Source organism: Streptomyces sp. NBC_00986 (assembly GCF_045162565.1).
Taxonomy (GTDB): domain Bacteria; phylum Actinomycetota; class Actinomycetes; order Streptomycetales; family Streptomycetaceae; genus Streptomyces.
In genome coordinates, this window is the sequence record NZ_CP108733.1 from 2,689,433 (window position 1) to 2,707,679 (window position 18,247).

16 protein-coding genes are annotated in these 18,247 nt (G+C 71.1%); 5 read left to right on the forward strand and 11 right to left on the reverse strand.

What is annotated here, in order from left to right:
• Window positions 1-17: 17 nt before the first annotated feature.
• A complete protein-coding gene (locus tag OG504_RS11740) occupies window positions 18-1,637 on the reverse strand; it encodes an ATP-binding cassette domain-containing protein (protein ID WP_366429772.1) in 1,620 nt (539 codons plus the stop codon).
• A gap of 88 nt (window positions 1,638-1,725) precedes the next feature.
• Window positions 1,726-2,397, reverse strand: a complete 672-nt coding sequence (locus OG504_RS11745) for a histidine phosphatase family protein (RefSeq protein ID WP_405989762.1) — start codon at window positions 2,395-2,397, stop codon at window positions 1,726-1,728.
• Window positions 2,398-2,529: 132 nt separating this feature from the next.
• On the opposite strand from OG504_RS11745, the gene OG504_RS11750 reads away from it, so the two are divergent.
• From OG504_RS11750 to OG504_RS11760, 3 genes are all read left to right on the forward strand, one after another.
• The gene (locus OG504_RS11750; RefSeq protein WP_405989763.1) at window positions 2,530-4,047 is read left to right on the forward strand and encodes a bifunctional phosphatase PAP2/diacylglycerol kinase family protein; all 1,518 of its coding nucleotides are present in this window, start codon (window positions 2,530-2,532) and stop codon (window positions 4,045-4,047) included.
• An 81-nt stretch (window positions 4,048-4,128) separates the two neighbouring features.
• Window positions 4,129-4,950, forward strand: a complete 822-nt coding sequence (locus OG504_RS11755) for a class I SAM-dependent methyltransferase (protein ID WP_405989764.1) — start codon at window positions 4,129-4,131, stop codon at window positions 4,948-4,950.
• Window positions 4,951-4,993: 43 nt separating this feature from the next.
• Window positions 4,994-5,164: a hypothetical protein gene (locus OG504_RS11760; RefSeq protein WP_033279348.1), complete on the forward strand. Its 171-nt coding sequence runs from the start codon at window positions 4,994-4,996 to the stop codon at window positions 5,162-5,164.
• Window positions 5,165-5,236: 72 nt separating this feature from the next.
• Here the strand turns inward: OG504_RS11760 and OG504_RS11765 are convergent, their stop codons facing one another.
• On the reverse strand, window positions 5,237-7,084 hold the full coding sequence (locus OG504_RS11765) for a transketolase (RefSeq protein ID WP_405989765.1): 1,848 nt from the start codon (window positions 7,082-7,084) through the stop codon (window positions 5,237-5,239).
• 134 nt (window positions 7,085-7,218) lie between these two features.
• Between OG504_RS11765 and OG504_RS11770 the strand changes: the two genes are divergently transcribed.
• Window positions 7,219-7,566: a VOC family protein gene (locus OG504_RS11770; RefSeq protein WP_405989766.1), complete on the forward strand. Its 348-nt coding sequence runs from the start codon at window positions 7,219-7,221 to the stop codon at window positions 7,564-7,566.
• Window positions 7,567-7,596: 30 nt separating this feature from the next.
• Here the strand turns inward: OG504_RS11770 and OG504_RS11775 are convergent, their stop codons facing one another.
• Window positions 7,597-9,591 carry a DUF5107 domain-containing protein gene (locus tag OG504_RS11775; protein ID WP_405989767.1) on the reverse strand — a complete coding sequence of 665 codons (1,995 nt, stop codon included), beginning with the start codon at window positions 9,589-9,591 and terminating at the stop codon, window positions 7,597-7,599.
• 159 nt (window positions 9,592-9,750) lie between these two features.
• Between OG504_RS11775 and OG504_RS11780 the strand changes: the two genes are divergently transcribed.
• On the forward strand, window positions 9,751-10,098 hold the full coding sequence (locus OG504_RS11780; protein WP_405989768.1) for a DUF6204 family protein: 348 nt from the start codon (window positions 9,751-9,753) through the stop codon (window positions 10,096-10,098).
• Here OG504_RS11780 and OG504_RS11785 read toward each other — a convergent pair.
• The 7 genes from OG504_RS11785 to OG504_RS11815 all read right to left on the reverse strand — a co-directional run bounded on the left by OG504_RS11785 (window position 10,070) and on the right by OG504_RS11815 (window position 17,915).
• Window positions 10,070-10,621 (reverse strand): GNAT family N-acetyltransferase, encoded by a 552-nt coding sequence (locus tag OG504_RS11785; RefSeq protein ID WP_405989769.1) that lies wholly within the window; start codon window positions 10,619-10,621, stop codon window positions 10,070-10,072. The two genes, OG504_RS11780 and OG504_RS11785, sit on opposite strands and share 29 nt — an antisense overlap.
• 20 nt (window positions 10,622-10,641) lie before the next feature.
• Window positions 10,642-10,884, reverse strand: coding sequence for a LapA family protein (locus tag OG504_RS11790; RefSeq protein WP_266864038.1), 243 nt, complete (start codon window positions 10,882-10,884; stop codon window positions 10,642-10,644).
• Between the two features lie 43 nt (window positions 10,885-10,927).
• Window positions 10,928-12,721 (reverse strand): CocE/NonD family hydrolase, encoded by a 1,794-nt coding sequence (locus OG504_RS11795; protein ID WP_405989770.1) that lies wholly within the window; start codon window positions 12,719-12,721, stop codon window positions 10,928-10,930.
• Window positions 12,722-12,881: 160 nt separating this feature from the next.
• Entirely contained in the window at window positions 12,882-13,814 is a 933-nt protein-coding gene (locus tag OG504_RS11800; protein ID WP_405989771.1) for an LD-carboxypeptidase, read from the reverse strand.
• Window positions 13,811-15,763, reverse strand: a complete 1,953-nt coding sequence (locus OG504_RS11805) for a prolyl oligopeptidase family serine peptidase (protein ID WP_405989772.1) — start codon at window positions 15,761-15,763, stop codon at window positions 13,811-13,813. Before OG504_RS11805 ends, OG504_RS11800 begins: the two co-directional genes overlap by 4 nt.
• 15 nt (window positions 15,764-15,778) lie before the next feature.
• Window positions 15,779-17,089 carry a M20/M25/M40 family metallo-hydrolase gene (locus tag OG504_RS11810; protein WP_405989773.1) on the reverse strand — a complete coding sequence of 437 codons (1,311 nt, stop codon included), beginning with the start codon at window positions 17,087-17,089 and terminating at the stop codon, window positions 15,779-15,781.
• Window positions 17,082-17,915: a M55 family metallopeptidase gene (locus OG504_RS11815; RefSeq protein WP_405989774.1), complete on the reverse strand. Its 834-nt coding sequence runs from the start codon at window positions 17,913-17,915 to the stop codon at window positions 17,082-17,084. Before OG504_RS11815 ends, OG504_RS11810 begins: the two co-directional genes overlap by 8 nt.
• Window positions 17,916-18,247 lie beyond the last annotated feature (332 nt).

Here is an 18,247-nt window from a genome sequence, read left to right on the forward strand (position 1 = left end):
AACCTCCGCACAAACGGCTACCGCGCCCGCTCCACCCGCCGCTCGTCCCACACGGGCTCGGTCGTCTCCCGGACCTTGCCGTCGCTGCCGAACACCAGATACCGGTCGAAGGACCGGGCGAACCACCGGTCGTGCGTGACGGAGAGCACCGTCCCGTCGAACGCCTCCAGCCCTTCCTGCAGAGCCTCGGCGGACTCCAGGTCGAGGTTGTCGGTCGGCTCGTCGAGAAGCAGCGCGGTCACGCCCTGAAGTTCCAGCAGCAGGATCTGGAAACGCGCCTGCTGCCCGCCGGACAGCCGGTCGAAGCTCTGCTCGGCCTGGCCGGTCAGCTCGTAGCGCCGCAGCCGGGACATCGCGGGACCCTGGGCCTGCGCGTGTTCCTTCCACAGGATGTCGAGGAGGGTGCGCCCCTGGAGTTCGGGGTGGGCGTGGGTCTGCGCGAAGTGCCCCGGCACGACACGCGCCCCGAGCTTCCACTCCCCCGTGTGCTTCACGTCCTCGCCGGCGAGGAGGCGCAGGAAGTGCGACTTGCCCGAGCCGTTGGAGCCGAGGACGGCGACGCGTTCGCCGTAGAAGACCTCCAGGTCGAAGGGCTTCATCAGCCCCGTCAGCTCAAGTCCCTTGCAGGTGACGGCCCTTACGCCCGTGCGGCCGCCCTTGATGCGCATGGTGATGTCCTGCTCGCGCGGCGGCTCGGGGGGCGGGCCAGCCTCCTCGAACTTGCGCAGGCGGGTCTGGGCCGCGGCGTAGCGGGACGCCAACTCGTGGCTGATGGAGGCCGCCTGACGGAGGTTCAGGACGAGCTTCTTCAGCTGGGCGTGCTTCTCGTCCCAGCGGCGGCGCAACTCCTCGAAGCGGGCGAAGCGTTCACGCCGGGCCTCGTGGTAGGTGGCGAAGCCCGCGCCGTGGACCCAGGCGTCGGCGCCTGTGGGCGAGGGCTCCACGGAGACGATCTTCTCGGCGGCGCGGGCGAGGAGTTCACGGTCGTGGGAGACGAACAGGACCGTCTTGCGGGTCTCCTTGAGCCGCTCCTCCAGCCAGCGTTTGCCGGGCACGTCGAGGTAGTTGTCGGGCTCGTCCAGGAGCAGCACCTCTTCGCTGCCGCGCAGCAACGCCTCCAGCACGAGCCGCTTCTGCTCACCCCCGGACAGCGTGCTGACCTGCCGGAACTGCGCCTTGTCGTACGGCACTCCGAGCGCGGCCATGGTGCACATGTCCCACAGGGTCTCGAACTCGTAGCCGTGCACCTCGGCCCAGTCGGACAGGGCCTGCGCGTAGGCGAGTTGGGCCGCCTCGTCGTCGACGGTCATGATGCCGTGCTCGGCCTTGTCGACCTCGGCGGCGACCTCGCGGATGCGCGGCGGGGCGACCGACACGAGCAGGTCCCGTACGGTCGTCTCGTCGCGTACGGAGCCCACGAACTGGCGCATCACGCCCAGGCCGCCGCTCACGGTGACGGTGCCGCCGTGCGGTTTCAGCTCGCCGGAGATCAGCCGCAGCAGGGTCGTCTTGCCGGCGCCGTTGGGCCCGACCAGGGCGACCACGGCGCCTTCGCCGACCCGGAAGGACACATCGCCGAGCAGCGGCCTCCCGTCGGGGAGGTAGTACTCGAGGTGTGCGGCTTCCAGATGTCCCATGACCACGCATTCTGTGGGGCGGCCTCGCGGCCGGGCAAACCCTTATTGTGCCCGTCAGGGCGTCGCCATGACGGGGCCCGGAGCTTCGCTAGGGCTTCTGGTCCTCGTCGAGCGGCTGTCCGGCCGGGCCGCCGTCGGTGTCCGGTGCCGCCGTCTCGACCAGGGCGCCTTCCCAGGACAAGGCCTTCCAGCCGTCGGCCGGAGAGCCGTCCAGGACGACGATGCCGGTGTTGTCCAGGGGGCGGGCGGCGGCGAAGGGCACGTCGATGTTGTCGGCGCGGGCGGCGGTCCACATCCGGATCGCGGCGCCGTGGCTGACCATGGCGACGGTGCGGGCGCCGCTGTGGACGGCCTCCGCGATCACGCCGTCGTAGCGGGCGAGGGCCTCGGCGCCGCTCTCTCCGCCGGGCATCCGCAACTCCGTGTCACCGGCGGCCCACGCGAACACGATCCGCATGTACTCGTGGCCGGGCTCGGTGTCACCGGGCAGCATCTCCAGGTCACCGGCGGTGAGCTCGCGGATGCCGTCGCGGACGCGGACGTCGAGGCCGCGGGCGGCGGCCAGCGGGGCCGCGGTGTGCTGGGTGCGGACGAGGGTGGAGGCGTAGAGGGCCTCGATGTCCTCGTCGGCGAGGGCCTCGGGGAGAGCGGCGGCCTGGCGGCGGCCCAGGTCGGTCAGGTCCGCGCCGGGTATGGCCGTGTCGAGGCGGTAGTCCACATTGGCCGTGGTCTGGCCGTGGCGGATGAGGATCAGGCGCATGCGGGGGTCCTCCGATGAAACGGTCCGCCGACGGTCGGAACGAAGCGGTCCGCCGACGGTGGAAGGCGGTGGAAACGGTCCGCCGACGGTCCGCCGGGCAGCAAACGGCCATTTCAGGGTACCCGGCAGCGCATGAGCCCCGACGTCGACCTCACGGTCCCTCTCCCCGGCCGCCATGCCCTGCGCGAGTGGCTGCTCTCCCTGGACAGCCGTCTCTTCGAAGTGGCCGCCGAGCGGAACTGGCCCGCCGGTGAGCCCGTGCTGCCGCGGCTGAGCCGGAGTGCCAATCACGGCGTGCTGTGGTTCGCCACGGCCGCCGCGGTGGCCGCCAGCCGTACTCCGCGCGCCCGTCGGGCCGCCGCCCGGGGCATCGCCTCCCTGTCCCTGGCCTCCCTCGCGATCAACACGATCGGCAAGCGGACCGTGCGCCGCCACCGGCCCGCCCTGGACCAGGTCCCGTTGAGCCGGCAGCTGAAGCGGCAGCCGATCACCACCTCGTTCCCGTCCGGTCATGCGGCGTCCGCGGCGGCCTTCGCGACCGGCGTGGCCCTGGAGTCCCCCGCCTGGGGCGCGGTCGTGGCGCCGATCGCGTTCTCGGTCGCCATGTCCCGCGTCTACACCGGCGTCCACTTCCCGAGCGACGTGCTGGCGGGCGCCGCCCTGGGCGCGTGCGCGGCGTTCGCGGTGCGCGGCATGGTGCCGACCCGGGGGCGGATCGTGCCGCCGGCCCGCGTCCGCGCCGAGGTCCCGGCGCTGCCGGACGGCGATGGCCTGGTCATGGTGGTCAACTCGGCGTCGGGCACCTCGGACCGGGCGGACGCGCTGACGGACTTCCTGCCCGGAGCGGAGGTCGTCGCCTGCGAACCGGCGGACATACAGGCCGAGTTGGAGAAGGCGGCGGCCCGCGCCCGGGTGCTCGGGGTGTGCGGCGGCGACGGCACGGTGAACGCGGCGGCCGCGGTCGCCCTGCGCCACGGCCTGCCCCTCGCGGTCCTCCCGGGCGGCACCCTCAACCACTTCGCCTACGACCTCGGCGTGGAGGGCCCGCGCGATCTGAGCAAGGCGATCAAGCAGGGCGACGCCGTCCGCGTGGACGTGGGCCGGTTCAGGTCCGGCGCCACCCGGGGCATCTTCCTCAACACCCTGAGCCTGGGCGTCTATCCGGAGCTGGTGCGGGAGCGGGAGCACTGGGCACCCCGGATCGGCGGCTGGCCGGCCGGAGTGCTCGCCGCGCTGCGGGTGCTGCGCGCGGACCGGCATCCGCTGGAGGCCGAAGTGGGCGGCCGTACCCGCCCGTTGTGGCTGTTGTTCGCCGGCAACGGCACCTACCACCGCATGGGCGTCGCGTCCGGCCGCCGGGTCGACCTGGCGGACGGGCGTCTCGACATCCGGATCGTGCACGGCGGCCGCAGGCCCGCGCTCCGCCTGCTCGCGGCGGCGCTCGCGGGCCCGTTCACCCGCTCCCCCGCCCACGCGGCGGCCCAGGTCCACCGCCTGCGCCTGAGCGGCCTGGCCCCCGGCACGCCGCTCGCCTTCGACGGCGAAATCACGGACGTGGAAGGGGACTTGACGCTGGAGGAGCAGCCCGAGGCACTGACCGTGTACCGCCCGTTGACAGAGTCCCTGATCACCCGTCAGTCCACATCGTAAAACGCAGGTCTCATCATTCGGCATGCGCGCGTACCCTCATGCATACGACGAAGAAGCCGCCGCGAAGGGGTAGGTAGAGCCATGCCGAAGCCGCAGGAGACCGCCGTCTACACGCACGGGCACCACGAGTCCGTGCTCCGTTCGCACACCCAGCGGACCGCCGCCAACTCCGCGGCCTACCTGCTCGGTTCGCTCAAGCCGCACATGAAGATCCTGGACATCGGCTGCGGTCCCGGCACCATCACCGCCGACCTGGCGGCACTGGTCCCGGACGGCCATGTCACCGGTGTCGACCACGCGCCGGGCATCCTGGACCAGGCCCGTGCCACCGCGGCCCAACGCGGCCTGACCAACGTCGACTTCGCGGTCGCCGACGTCCACGCGCTGGACTACCCGGACAACACGTTCTGTGTGGTCCACGCCCATCAGGTGCTCCAGCACGTGGGCGATCCGGTGCAGGCGCTGCGGGAGATGGTGCGGGTGACCAAGCCGACCGGTTTCATCGCCGTTCGCGACGGGGACTACGCGGCGATGACCTGGTACCCCCTGGTGCCGGGGCTGGACGACTGGCTGGACCTGTACCGCCGGGTCGCCCGCGCCAACGGCGGCGAGCCGGATGCCGGACGCCGTCTCAAATCATGGGCACTGCGGGCGGGCCTGACGGACGTCACGGCCACATCCAGCACCTGGACGTTCCACACTCCGGACGAGCGGGCCTGGTGGAGCGGCCTGTGGGCGGACCGTACCGTCGCGTCCTCGTACGCCGGGGTCGCCACCGAGGGTGGCCATGCAACCACCGAGGAGCTGAGCGCCGTGGCGGAGGCGTGGCGGGAGTGGGGACAGCAGGAGGACGGCTGGTTCGCCGTGCTGCACGGGGAGATCCTGGCCCGCAAGGACGTCTGATCCGCGCGATCGGGGGCACTCGGCCGTCAGGAGGTAACACACTATGGTTCCGATCCTGATCGTCCTACTGCTGGCACTGGTCCTGTTCGGTGCCGGATTCGCTGTGAAGATCCTCTGGTGGGTGGCGCTGATCGTGCTCGCCGTATGGCTGCTCGGCTTCCTGGTGCGCGGCACCTCGGCCGGCGGCGGACGGGGACGTTGGTACCGCTGGTAGCGGCGCTTCCCCACAACCACACAGACGCCGAGCCCGCGTCACCCGGATCGGGGTGACGCGGGCTCGTGGCGTTCAGCGCACGATCGCCGTCTCCACCAGCAGCCGCCCGGCCGCAGCGATCGACTCCGCGTCGATGCCGGCCGCGTGCAGCTGCTCGGCCGGGCTCGCCGAGCCGGGCATGGCGCGTACGGCGAGCCGGACCAGGCGCGGCACCGGCCGGCCGTCGAGGAAGGCGTCCAGGACCGCGTCCCCGAGGCCGCCCTCGGGGTGATGGTCCTCGACGGTGAGCAGACAGCCGGTGTCCTCGGCGGCCTGGCGCAGGGTCTCGACGTCGACGGGCTTGACCGAGTAGAGGTCGATCACCCGCACCTGGATGCCCTCGCGGTCCAGCGCGTCGGCGGCGGCCAGCGCCTCGGGCACGGTCACCCCGGCGGCCACGACCGTCAGCCGGTCCCGGCTGGAGAACCGCAGGACCTTGCTGCCGCCGACCGGGAACTCCTCGTCGGAGCCGTAGACGACCGGCCCTGCGCCGCGCGAGGTCCGCAGATAGCGCACGCCGTCCAGGCCGGCCATGGTGGCGACGAGCCGGGCGGTCTGGTTGGCGTCGCACGGGTACAGCACCGTCGAACCGTGCACCGCGCGCATCATCGCCAGGTCCTCCAGCCCCATCTGCGAGGGCCCGTCCTGCCCGATGGACACACCAGCGTGCGACCCGACCAGGTTGATCCCCGCGCCGCTGACCGCGGCCATCCGGATGAAGTCGTACGCGCGCGTGAAGAACGCCGCGAACGTGGAGGCGTACGGCACCCAGCCGCGCGCCGCCAACCCGACGGCCGCGCCCACCAGTTGCTGCTCGGCGATGTAGCACTCGAAGTAGCGGTCGGGGTGCTCCTTGGCGAAGAACTCGGTGCGGGTGGAGTCCCCGACCTCGCTGTCCAGCGCGACCACATCCCCGCGGGCGGCGCCGAGGGCGGCGAGGGCCTGCCCGAAGGCGTCGCGGGTGGGGACGTCGTCGCCACGGTCGTAGCGCGGGAGTTCCAGGTGGTCGGCGCGTACGGAGTGCAGCGCGCGGGCGTCCAGGGGTTCCCGCACCCGGACGCGGAGGTCGCGCACGCCGCCGAGTTCGGCGATCGCCGCGTCCGCGTCGGGCAGCGGTTTGCCGTGCAGGCCCTCGCGGTCCTGGACGGAGGCGACGCCCTTGCCCTTGAGGGTGCGGGCGAGGATCACGGTCGGCCGACCGCTGGTGGACGCGGCCTCGCTGTAGGAACGGTCCACGGCGTCCACGTCATGCCCGTCGACCTCCACCGTGTGCCAGCCGAAGGCCCGGAACCGGCGCGCGTACGCGTCGAGGTCATGCCCGTGCCGGGTCGGGCCGCGCTGCCCGAGGCGGTTCACGTCGACGATCAGGGTGAGGTTGTCGAGGTGTTCGTAGGCCGCGTGCTCGGCGGCCTCCCACACCGAGCCCTCGGCCAGTTCGCTGTCCCCGCACAGCACCCACACGCGGTACCCGGTGCGCTCAAGGCGTTTCCCGGACAGGGCGATGCCGACGCCGACGGGCAGTCCCTGGCCGAGCGAGCCGGTGGCGGTCTCGACCCACGGGAGCCGCTGCGGAGTGGGATGCCCTTCGAGACGGCTGTCCAGCATGCGGAAGGTGAGGAGTTCGGCGTCGTCGACGGCTCCTACGGCCTTGTAGGCGGCGTAGAGCAGGGGCGAGGCGTGTCCCTTGGAGAGGACGAAGCGGTCGTTGCCGGGGTGGGCGGGGCGATCGAAATCGTAGTGGAGGTGGTGGGCGAGCAGGACGGCCATCAGATCGGCGGCGGACATGGAGGAGGTCGGGTGTCCGGAGCCCGCCGCGTCGGCGGCCCGCACACTGTCCACGCGCAGTTGCTGTCCGAGTTCGACGAGTTCACCGGTGTCCATGGGGCTCCTTAGGGGGTGGCCGTGCGAGGCATTCCGCGTCCCCCTGGGCAGGCCGCCCAAACACGTGCCGAACGCTCACCGGGATCGTCCGAAAGGATCACCAAGGGCCGCCCGCCCCAACTAGGCTCGTCCGTATGGAGATTCTGGGAGCCACGCTGCGTATCTGCGTCGACGACCTGGAGACCGCCGTCCCCTTCTACGAACGGCTCGCGGGTGGCACCGCGCTCCACTTCGAGCGCGGTGGGGTGTCGGTGGCCGCGGTCGGCTGTTTCCTGCTCATGAGCGGGCCTCCGACGGAGCTGGAGGTGTTGCGCAAGGTCGCCGCCACCATCGCCGTCAAGGACGTCGACGAGACCCACGCGGTCCTGACCGAACTGGGCGCCCACATCGTCGCGGGCCCCATCGCCTCACCGGCGGGCCGCAACCTGATCGCGATGCATCCGGACGGCATGGTCTACGAGTACGTGGACCGACGGGCCTGATCGGCGACCGCCGGTCCACGGTCCGTCGGCTCAGGGCGTGTCCGGCCGCATCCTGAAGTCGTAGCGCGTCGGCAGTGGTTCGTCGGTGAGCCGGGACCACAGCCGGCCGATCGACTCGGCGCCCTCGCGCAGATCGGCGACCTCGAACCCGTCGTCGAAGACGGCCCACGCGTCGTCGCGCCGCCCTTCCGCGAGCAGCAACTCGGCCTGGAGCAACAGGAACCGGCCGCGTTCCCGGGTCACGGGGTGCAGCATCTCCCACACGGCACGGGCATCGGCCGTCCGCCGCACCCGCAGCAGCGCCTCGACGGCCTCCCGCCCTAGCGCGGCCGTCGCGGCGGTCCACCGCTCCCCCGCGTCCCGCCGCTCATGACACAGGTCCGCGAAGGCCTCGTTGTACCGGTCCGCGGCCCGCCCGTGGTTCCCCGCCTCCTGATCCGCTACGGCGAGACAGCGCAGCAACGGCCAGAGGGACGGGGCGAGTTCGAGGGCCCGCTCCCAACTGCGCACCGCCTGCGCCCGATCGCCGGCGTGCCACTGCGCGACGCCGAGGTGGTACTCGGTGAGCGGGGTCGCGGGCGCGGTCTCCAGCATGTCCCGCCAGTGCGAGGCGACCAGCGTCTCGCCGGGCGGCCGGACCCGACGCGGCTCGGGCAGGACACCGCTCCGCAGGAGTTCCGCCCAGGGTGCTTGTGCCTCGCCGAGCGTGGACTCCTCGAAGGGCGTGCCGGGCAACTTCCAGTCCGTGCGCAGGACTTCGAGCGCGCCCCAGCCGGAACCGGTCGCGAGGATCTCGCCGGGTTCGGTGTCGGCATGCGGCTTCCACGCGGCGTAGGCCACGTCCAAGTCGGCGCGGGGCAGGGCGGTTTCGAGCCGCGCCTCGGCGCCGTCCACCACGGCGGGCCACTCCCCCTCCGCCTGCGCGTCGAGCGGCCCGTACGCCTCCAGCCAGGACACCTCGCTCTCCGGGTCCAGCCGTACGTGCTCCAACTGCGTTCGGGCCAGGCCCGCTTGGATCTCGCAGTAGCCGCCGGTCCCCGGCTCGGTGAGCCACTCCTGCCAGCGCCGGCCACCACTGCCGTTGCCCCACACGAACAGCTTGCGGCCCCGCAGCACGTCGGTGGACGTCTGCACCAGCCCGTGTCCGTCGGCGTCGAGCGCGGCGATCCAGCGCCGCCGTCCGTCCGGCAGTTCGTAGAAGTAGTCCGCTGCGTAAGGGCTGTTGAGGGGATAGGACCGGTCCACTCCGTCGTACGACGGCACGGGCACCCGGCGCAGCCGCCGCTCGTACCCGAAGTGCCAGGCCTCCGCCGCCGGTGCGAGGACCCGGCGTTCCTCCGGCACGGCGATGTTGGACCACCAGTAGGTGGGCGCGGGCCGCTCGTGCGGGTTGCGGATGCGGACGCCGACGTAGAGGAAGTCGGAGCCGTCCGGGAGCCAGAGATCGACCTGGAAGGGGAGGTCGCGGAGGCGTTCCCACTCCCACAGGCGGAGCATCTCGCCGCCGTCGGGGGCGGGGACACGGGCCGCGTGCAGGGGTGCGCAGGAGAGGGCGGTGTGGCCGGTGGCGCCGATGTTCCACTCGATGCCGCCGGAGAACCAGGCGCCGTTGAGGGCGAAGTTCGCGGGCTGCAACACCGGGTTGCGGTACAGGAGTTCACGGTCGGTGGGCTTGTGGACGAGGGAGGCGATGCGGCCGCCGAGGGCGGGGAGCACGGTGGCGCGGAGCCGGTCGTTCTCGATCACGAGGGCGTCGATGCGGCGGGGTGCGCGGTCTCTGTCGTAGCCGTCCCGGACGCGGGTCGGCAGCAGGCTGCGGAGGGGTTCGTAGCCGACCTGGCGGGCCATGTCGCGGGGCAGGTCCTCGCGGTCCCGGTCGTCTATACCGTGTTCCCCCACTGCCTGAAGGGCGTGGGAGGTGCCCCCACCGTCGAGCGGACGCAGTGGGGGCAGCGGGTTGTCGGGACCCAACTCCGCTGCGGGGAGCGTCAGTACCTCACGTCGGATCGTCGTCACGATCACCATGGAACCCGGCAACGGGTGCGGTGGCCAGGGGCATTGCCAGTCAGGATTCCGCAAAGACGGGGGCCCACGGGGAGCGGGCGGAAAAATCCGCGTGCGGTCGCCGCTCGCCGACGTACAGTCGGGCCGTTCGACGACATGGACCGAGGAGTGGAACGGCTGATGGGCGAGCAGCACACGTACCGGGTGATCGTCCGGGGTACCTGGGACGGGCTGACGGACGAGGCGCGGGAGCGGCTGCTGGGCGAGGCGGCGGAGCACGGGATGCTGAGCATGCGGTTCACCGAGGAGGGCTCGCTCAGTTACGAACCGGCGCCGCTCAAGCACTTCTCGTGGCGGTATGTGGTGGTGTCGGACTCGGCCGACGGCGACGAGATGGCGGCCGCGCTCGCGGAGGACCGCGCCGAGACCGCCTTGAGGGGCCTCGGCTACGGCTTCCGTGACCTGAAGTCGACGGTCACGGACCTCGACACGATGAAGGTCAACCGGAAGTCAGCATCTCGGCGGTGATCGCCCAGCGCTCGTGGTCCCGCCACGCGCCGTCGATGTAGATCATGTTCGGCGAGAGGCCTTCGAGCCGGAACCCGCAGCTGCGGGCGAGGCCGATCGACCCGGCGTTGCCGGGCTGCGCGTTGATCTCCAGCCGGTGCAGCCGCATCGGCCCGAAGGCGTGACCCACCACGAGGTTCATCCCCTCGCGCATCAGCCCGCGCCCGGCCGCGTGCGCGAAGGCGCCGTAGCCCAGCGCACCGCACTGGAAGCCGCCCTCGACGATGTTGTTGATGTTGATGAACCCGGCGATGCCCCCGCCGTCCAGCTCGCACACGAGAAACCCGGCTTTGGACCGGTCCTCGATCAGCCGCTGCGCGTAGGCGGTGTACGCGTCCCCGCTGGCCGGCGGGAACAGCCACGGCTGGTGCAGCTCCTTGCTCTCCCGGGCACGCGCGGTGAACTCGGCACCGTCCTCGTACGTGAAGTGGCGTATGCCCACGCGGGGGCCTTCGGCAAGATAACGGGATGCGGTGTGCGGCATCCCGTCACCTTAGTTCCGGGTCAGCGGCGCCGTCGCATGAAATACCACCCGCACAGGGCGCCGATGATCGCCGTGCCCAGTAGGGCCATCCACAGAGGCATGGTGACCTCGGGGATGAGCAGGCGGATCTTCGTGGCGCGGGTGTTCTCGAAGATGAAGATCAGGGCCAGGACGGCAAGCAGCAGAACCGTGATCCGGGCGGGCGTCAGCACACGTTCCCGCTGGCCGGTCCTACCGCCGCTCTCGGTGGTCTTCGGGCTCATGACTCCAGGGTGAGCCCGAATCGGCCATCACGCACGGTGAGACTCAGTCCGCGACGACCGGCAGCTCCAGCACCCCGGTGTCCTGCGGCGAGCTGACCACGGTGACCGGCTTGATCCCCCGGTTCCCGGTGTACGCGTCGTCGCTCGCCGCGATCACGAATTGCAGCCGGTGCCCCTTCGCGTACCGGTACACGATCCCCGGCAGGGTCACCGTGAAGCTCTTGGTGACGTCCGGCATGCGGACAGGAGCGACCAACCTGTGGACGAGAGTCTTGCTGCCGTCCGGGGCGAGATCGTAGAGCTTGGCGAAGAGGACCAGGTTGTCGGCGGCGTCGCCGGAGTTCTGGGTGCGCTCCGCCTTCGGCGAGACGACCTTGAGCGTCGCCTTCGGGGCGCCTACGACGTCCGTCGTGCGGGTCAGGGGTTCGCTGGTCCACCCCAGGTACGTGCCCGCCGTGTCGTACGGCGCCGGGTCCGGCAGGCCGATCGTCCCGCTCAGCGAGCTCTCCGAATGGCTCGTGGGGACAAGCCAGTTGGAGTAACCACGGCTGCCCCGCGCCACCTTCGCCCGGTTGTCCACCAGCTTGCCGTCGCCGGAGAGGTACAACTTCTCGTCGAGGGCGGGCAGTTGGTTCGCGGTGGCGTAGGTGTCGGCCGGGTCCGTGATCCAGTCGCGGTAGTAGGCGAAGGCCGGTCCCGTGTCCGTGCTCTTCCGCTGGAGCAGGTACCGGTCGAACCAGGCGAGAATCCGCTTCCCGACGTAACTCGACTCCAAGTTGCCCTGGCTCAGGTCGAGTTCACCGGCGGCCGGGTCGGTCGTCCCGCCGCTGTGTCCCCACGACTGCCAGATCATGTTGGCGGTCGTTCCCTGCGCCTTCAGCGTCTTGTACGTCGCCGTCGCCTCGTTGAGGTTGAAGAGGGTGTCGGCCTGCCCCTGGACGAGGAGTGTGGGTGCCTTCACCCGGTTCAGATATGACACCGGCGAGACGCTGTGCGCGTACGCCAGCAGGCCGGCCGTCGCCTTGGGCGGATAGCTCCCGGAGTTCAGGGTGCGGATTATGGCGCAGGCCCGGGTGACGAAGTGGACGCAGGTGAGGGAGTTGATCCGGGTCGGGTCGAGGCTCGGCACGGTCAGGGGCTGGGTCTCGCCCATGAGGTAGAAACCGTTGGTCCACTGCCACTTGAAGGCGCCTGGAACGGTCCAACGCCCCTGGCCCACCGCGCTGTTGGGGTCGAGGGAGTACGCCAGGTCGTTCCAGGTGATCAGGGGGACGAGCGCGTCGACCCGGTGGTCCACGGCCGCCGTCGCCAGCTGGATGGCGCCGCCGTACGATCCGCCGATCATCCCGACGCGCGGGTCGCCCTTCGCGTCGAGGGTCACGAAGTCGGCCCTGGTGCCGTCGTCGGCGGCCCGGGTGCCGGCCAGGAAGTCGATCAGCCCGGAGGCGGCCTTCCCGTCGATGTCCGGGTCGTCGAGCGAGACGAGACACCCCGACCTGCCGAAGCCGAGTCCGGAGTAGACGAGTCCGACATAGCCGCGCTGCGCGAAGTCCTTGCCGATGGCGTCCGTGGAACCGTCCGATTTGCTGCCGCCGAAGCCGTTGGTGGCCAGTACGGCGGGTGCCGGGTGGGCGCGGTCCACTCCCACGGGTCGGTACAGATCGGCGTCGACCGTGCAGTCGCGGCCGCCCGCGGGGACGGTGAACTTCAGTGCGGTGACGGTGTATTGGTCGGCGGCGGTGGCGGGCGTGCCGAGGGCGAGCGGGGCGGTGAGGGTGAGCGGGGCGGTGAGAGTGAGAGCCAGCGCGGCGCGGATTCCGGGCACACGACGGGACACAGGGACCTCCACACTGAGGACAACCCGACTGAGGCAACAGCGACTTACCGACCGGTAAGTACCGGCCCACGCCCATGGTGTGACACGTGTCAGGCCGGGTCAATCACCGTGAAGGGTGTTTCTTGACAGCGATTCAACAAGCGATCCGGCGTGACGGCGGCTAGCGCAGCGCGGGTTCGTCCAGCGTCAACGTGCCTGCGTCCGCGTCCAGTTCGGCGCTCACGCCGAGCGGTATCGTCAGCGCCCCCTCGCCGTGCCCGAAGCCGAACTCCTCGACGACGGGTACGCCCAGCCCGCCCAGCCGGTCCGCGAGCACCGGGCGCAGTTTCTCGTACGGTCCGCAGCCGGCCCAGGAGCCGAGCGCGATGCCCGCGACGCCGTCGAGCCAGCCGCTGCGCAGGAGTTGGGTCAGCATCCGGTCGATGCGGTACGCCAGTTCGCCGACGTCCTCGATCATCAGCAGGCCGCCGCGCGCACCGGCGGGCGCGTGCGGGGTGCCGAGGTCGGAGGTGAGCAGGCTGAGACAGCCGCCGAGGGTGACGCCCCGGGCCCGTCCCGGGACCAGTGCGCCGCCGCCGGTCGGGACGGCGTGGAGAATCCGTACGGACTCCGGGTCGAAGAGGGTCGCCCTCAACTGCTCCTGTGCGCGGGCGTTCTTGATGAAGTCGATGCCGGCCGCGGCGGGCCCGTACAGGGTGACCAGGCCGAGCCGGGTGGCGAACGCCTGGTGCAGCACGGTGGGGTCGCTGAAGCCGACGAACACCTTCGGCCCGGCGGCCCGCATGGCCTCCCAGTCGAGCAGATCGACGATGCGCTGTACGCCGTAGCCGCCGCGGGCGCACAGCACGGCGGCCACGGACGGGTCGCACCAGGCGTTCTGCAGATCGGCGGCGCGGTCGGCGTCCGTGCCCGCGAGATAGCCCAACTCGGCGTGCCGGTCCTGGACATGGGGTGCCACGACCGGGTCGAGGTCCCAGCCGCGCAGGATGTCCAGGCCCGCCTCCAGCCGTTCCTCGGACACCGGGCCGCTGGGTGCGACGACGGCCACGCGGGCGCCGGGGGCGAGTCGGAACGGGCGGACGAGCGGGGTCACTTGGTGAGCTCCAGGGTGGGGACGCCGGGCGGGTCGATGCCGAAGACCTGGGCGTAGAGGGAGAGTTCGGCCTCCAGGGTGCGGATCATGGTGTCGGCGCGGCGGAAGCCGTGGCCCTCGCCCTCGAACGCCAGGTAGGCGTGCGGTACTTGGCGTCCGCGCATCTGTTCCAGGAAGCGTTCGCACTGGACGGGCGGGCAGATCACGTCGGCCAGGCCCTGCATCAGCAGGAAGGGCGCGGTGACGCGGTCGGCGTGCTCGACGGGTGAGCGCTCGACGTAGCGGGCGGGTACGTCGGCGAGGGGGCCGACCAGGGTCTCCAGGTAGCGGGACTCGAAGTCGTGGGTCTCCCCCGTGGCCCAGTTGGCCAGGTCGAGGACGGGATAGATGATGGTGCCGCAGGCGTAGACGTCGGTCGTGACGAGGGACGCGGCGCTGGTCCAGCCGCCCGCGCTGCCGCCCCGGACGGCGAGCCGGGCGCGGTCGGCGGTGCCCTCGTCCGCGAGGGCCAGCGCGACAGCTGCGCAGTCCTCGACGTCGACGACACCCCACTGCTCGCGCAGCCGGTTGCGGTACTCGCGGCCGTGCCCGGTGGAGCCGCCGTAGTTGACCTCGGCGACGCCGATGCCGCGTGAGGTGAAGTAGGCGATCTCCAGGTCGAGGACGAGCGGCGCGCGGCTGGTGGGTCCGCCGTGCGCCCAGATGACGTACGGCGGCAGTTCGTCGCCCGGCGCGGCCCAACTCGGGCTGTGCGGTGGGTAGATGTGGGCGTGGATGTCGCGTCCGGCGGGACCGGTGAAGGTCCGGATCTGCGGTTCGGGGTAGTGGGCGGGGTCCACGGGGTCGTCGTGGGCGGCGCCGATCACCCGCGCCCTGCCGGTGCGGGTGTCGAGTTCGACGACCTCGTAGGCACTGCGCGGGCTGGCCCCGACGCCGACGATCCGCTCGCCGTTCACCGCGAGGGTGGAGGCGAACTCGGTCCAGGGTCCGGCCGCGTCGACGACCTCGCCGGTCTCGGGGTCAAGGATGCCGAGGAGGGTGGCGCCCCGGCCGTGCACGACGGCGATCGGCCCGCTCTCCAGGGGTGCGAACCAGCGCTGGCCGAGTTTCCACAGCGGGCCGCCGAACTCCTCCTCGCGGGCGCACAGCGGCTGGTGGTCGCGGTAGAGGTTCCACCAGCCGGTGCGGTCGCTGGCGTAGAGCAGCGAGCCGTCGAAGGCCCAGTCGACCTGAGCGATCGACTCCTCGGGTCCGCCGGCGACGGTCCGGGGTTTCCCGAACGTGCCGTTGTCGGCGACCTCGGCGAGCAGCAGCTCCGTGCCGTCCCACGGCATCCGGGGATGGTCCCAGGCGAGCCAGGCCGCTTTCCGCCCGTCGGGCGAGACGCGCGGCCCGGACACGAACCGGTGCCGGTCGTCGGTGAGTTCACGTACGGCGTTCCGGTCCTCGGCGGCGGATCCGTCCAGCGGTACGGCGGCCAGCACGCGCCGTACATCGCCGGGGGCGTCGCCGGTGAACTCCTCCAGCACGCACCAGACTTCACCCAGGTCCGGGCACAACTGCGGTTCCGCCCAGCGGAGTCCGTCGCCGACCGAGGACACGGGGGTGAGCGGGCTCGGCTCGCTCCCGGGATCGTATCGATACAGGCGCTGGTCGTTGAAGTTCACGAAGACCACGAGGGGTTGACCGTCTTGGACCGTTCCAGCCCAGGGCTGTCCGCCGTACTCGATGACGCGGCTGCGGACGTTCCACGGGGCGGACAGCACCGACTCCTCGGAGCCGTCCGCGCGGCGGCGGACCAGGGTGCGGCGGCCGCCCTCGGTGGGCCGGGGTTCGGTCCACCAGGCCTCGTCGCCGACGAAACCGACATACTCGGGGTGTCCGTCGTGCGCGGCGGCGAGGGCCGCGTCGATGGGCGAGGGCCACGAGCCGTACGCCAGAGTCTGCACGTTCTCCCCCACTTGCTAGGCCGTCCTCAGGAAGCGGTCCAGAACGCGGACGCCGAAGTGGAGTGCCTCGACGGGGACGCGTTCGTCCACTCCGTGGAACAGCGCCTGGTAGTCGAAGCCCTCGGGGAGCTTCAGCGGTGCGAAGCCGTAGCCGGTGATGCCGAGACGCGAGAACTGCTTGGCGTCCGTACCGCCGGACATGCAGTACGGGACCACATGCCCCTCGGGTGCGAACTCCTCTACAGCGGCCCGCATTTGAGCGTAGGCCGGAGAGTCGAGCGGTGCCTGGAGGGCCACCTCGCGGTGGTGGAACTCCCACTCCACGTCCGGTCCGGTGAGCCGGTCCAGGGTGGTGCGGAACTCGTCCTCGCCGCCCGGGAGGTAGCGTCCGTCGACGAAGGCCACGGCCTCGCCCGGGATCACGTTGACCTTGTAACCGGCGTTCAGCATGGTCGGGTTGGCGCTGTTGCGGACGGTGGGCTCGACGAGTTTCGCCGCCGGGCCGAGCTTGGTGAGGAGTCCGTCGACGTCGTCGAGGTCGGGGTCGATGCCGTACAGGGCGGCCAGTTCGGTGAGGGCGGCGCGGACGGTCGGGGTGAGCCGGAGCGGCCATTCGTGCTCGCCGATGCGGGTGATCGCGGCGGCGAGACGCGTGACGGCGTTCTCGTGGTTGACCTTGGAGCCGTGGCCCGCGCGGCCGTGTGCGGTCAACTTGAGCCAGCCGGTGCCGCGTTCACCGGCGGCGATGGGGTAGATCTCACGGCCGGTGCCGTCGTGGAAGGTGAACGCCCCTGATTCGCTGATGCCTTCGGTGCAGCCCTCGAAGAGCCCGGCGTGCCGGTCGGCGAGGAAGCCGGAGCCGTCCTCGGCGCTCGCCTCCTCGTCGGCGGTGAACGCGATGACGAGGTCGCGCCGGGGCCGTACGCCCTGCCGGGACCAGGCGCGGACGACGGCGAGGATCATCGCGTCCATGTTCTTCATGTCGACCGCGCCGCGTCCCCAGACGACCCCGTCGCGGATCTCCCCGGAGAAGGGGTGCACGCTCCACTCGTCGGCCTGCGCGGGCACGACGTCCAGGTGACCGTGGACGAGGAGCGCGTCCGCCGAGGGGTCGGTGCCCTCGATGCGGGCGACGACGTTGGTGCGCCCTTTGGAGCGTTCCAGAAGGGTGGGTTCGAGCCCCGCACCGGCCAGTTGCCCGGCGGCGTACTCGGCGGCGGGTCTCTCCTGGCAGTCGCCGCCGCCCCGGTTGGTCGTGTCGATGCGGATCAGGTCCGAGGTGAACGTCACGACCTCGTCCAGGGCCCGCTCGTCGATGTCAGCCATACTGCTCCTCCACCGCGGCCGAGACGATCGTCGTGACCGCCTTGAAGGTTCGGATCCCCTCGTACATGGTGTCGCTGGTGTACGCCACCTTCCGCTCGCCGACCCGCGCGACGCCGGGTACGACGGTGGCGGCCATGGCGAGGTGTTCGGCGTCGAATTCGAGGGCGACGGTGAACGGGCCGCCCTGTACCGGTTCCTGACGGACCGCCAGTTTCGCCGCCTCCTTCGCCGCCTCGCGGATGTCGGCGGCCGTCCTGGCCGGTGTCCGGCACACGGCCGCGTACCGCGACACATGGTCCTTGACGGCCACCTTCAGCGCCTCGGGCGCGTACCCGAGGGCGTCCTCGCAGGCCACGTCGTCACCCGTGACAAGGACCACCGGTACCCCGTACTCGGCGACGACATGCGCGTTGAGGAGTCCCTCGCTCGCGCGGACGTCGTTCAGCCACACGCCGGTGATGGAGTTGGCGAGGTAGGTGTGGGCGAGGACGCCCTCCATGCCGGCGCCCGCGTGGTAGCCGACGAACGCGATGCCGTCGACGTCGCCGTGTTGCACGCCCTCCACCATGGAGAGGGACTTGTGGCGTCCGGTGAGCATCTCGGTGCGCTCGTCGAGCTGTTCGAGCAGCAGGTTGCGCATCGTCCAGTGGGCCTCGTTGACGAGCACCTCGTCGGCGCCGCCGTCGTAGAAACCGAGGACGGCCGCGTTCACGTCCGAGGTGAACATCGAACGGCACCGCTCCCACTGCGGTGTCCCCGGCAACACGTCGGCCGGCCAGGTGACGCCGGTCGCACCCTCCATGTCGGCGCTGATGAGGATCTTCATGGGGCATCACGTTACGCGCCGACGGGGAATCCGCCAGGAAGAAGCGGCGCGGAATTCAACGACATTGGATCGCGCAAGAAATTGCGTTACTTGCGTTCACTTTCGTTCAGTCGCCGCAAGTACGCGCAAGTCAACTCCCGTGTCACTCCAGGGCGATGAGTGTTTCTGGTGAATATTGCGCTGTTCCAGCTGTAGACCCCCTCCCATCGCTCTGCAATATTTCGATGAAACAACGCAAAAACCTGCCTCTCAGGGGCAGCACGTACCTCCTCACCTCGCACCTTTCTGCTCCTGCACCACGCCCCAGGAACGAGCCGCCCTCGCCGCCCCAC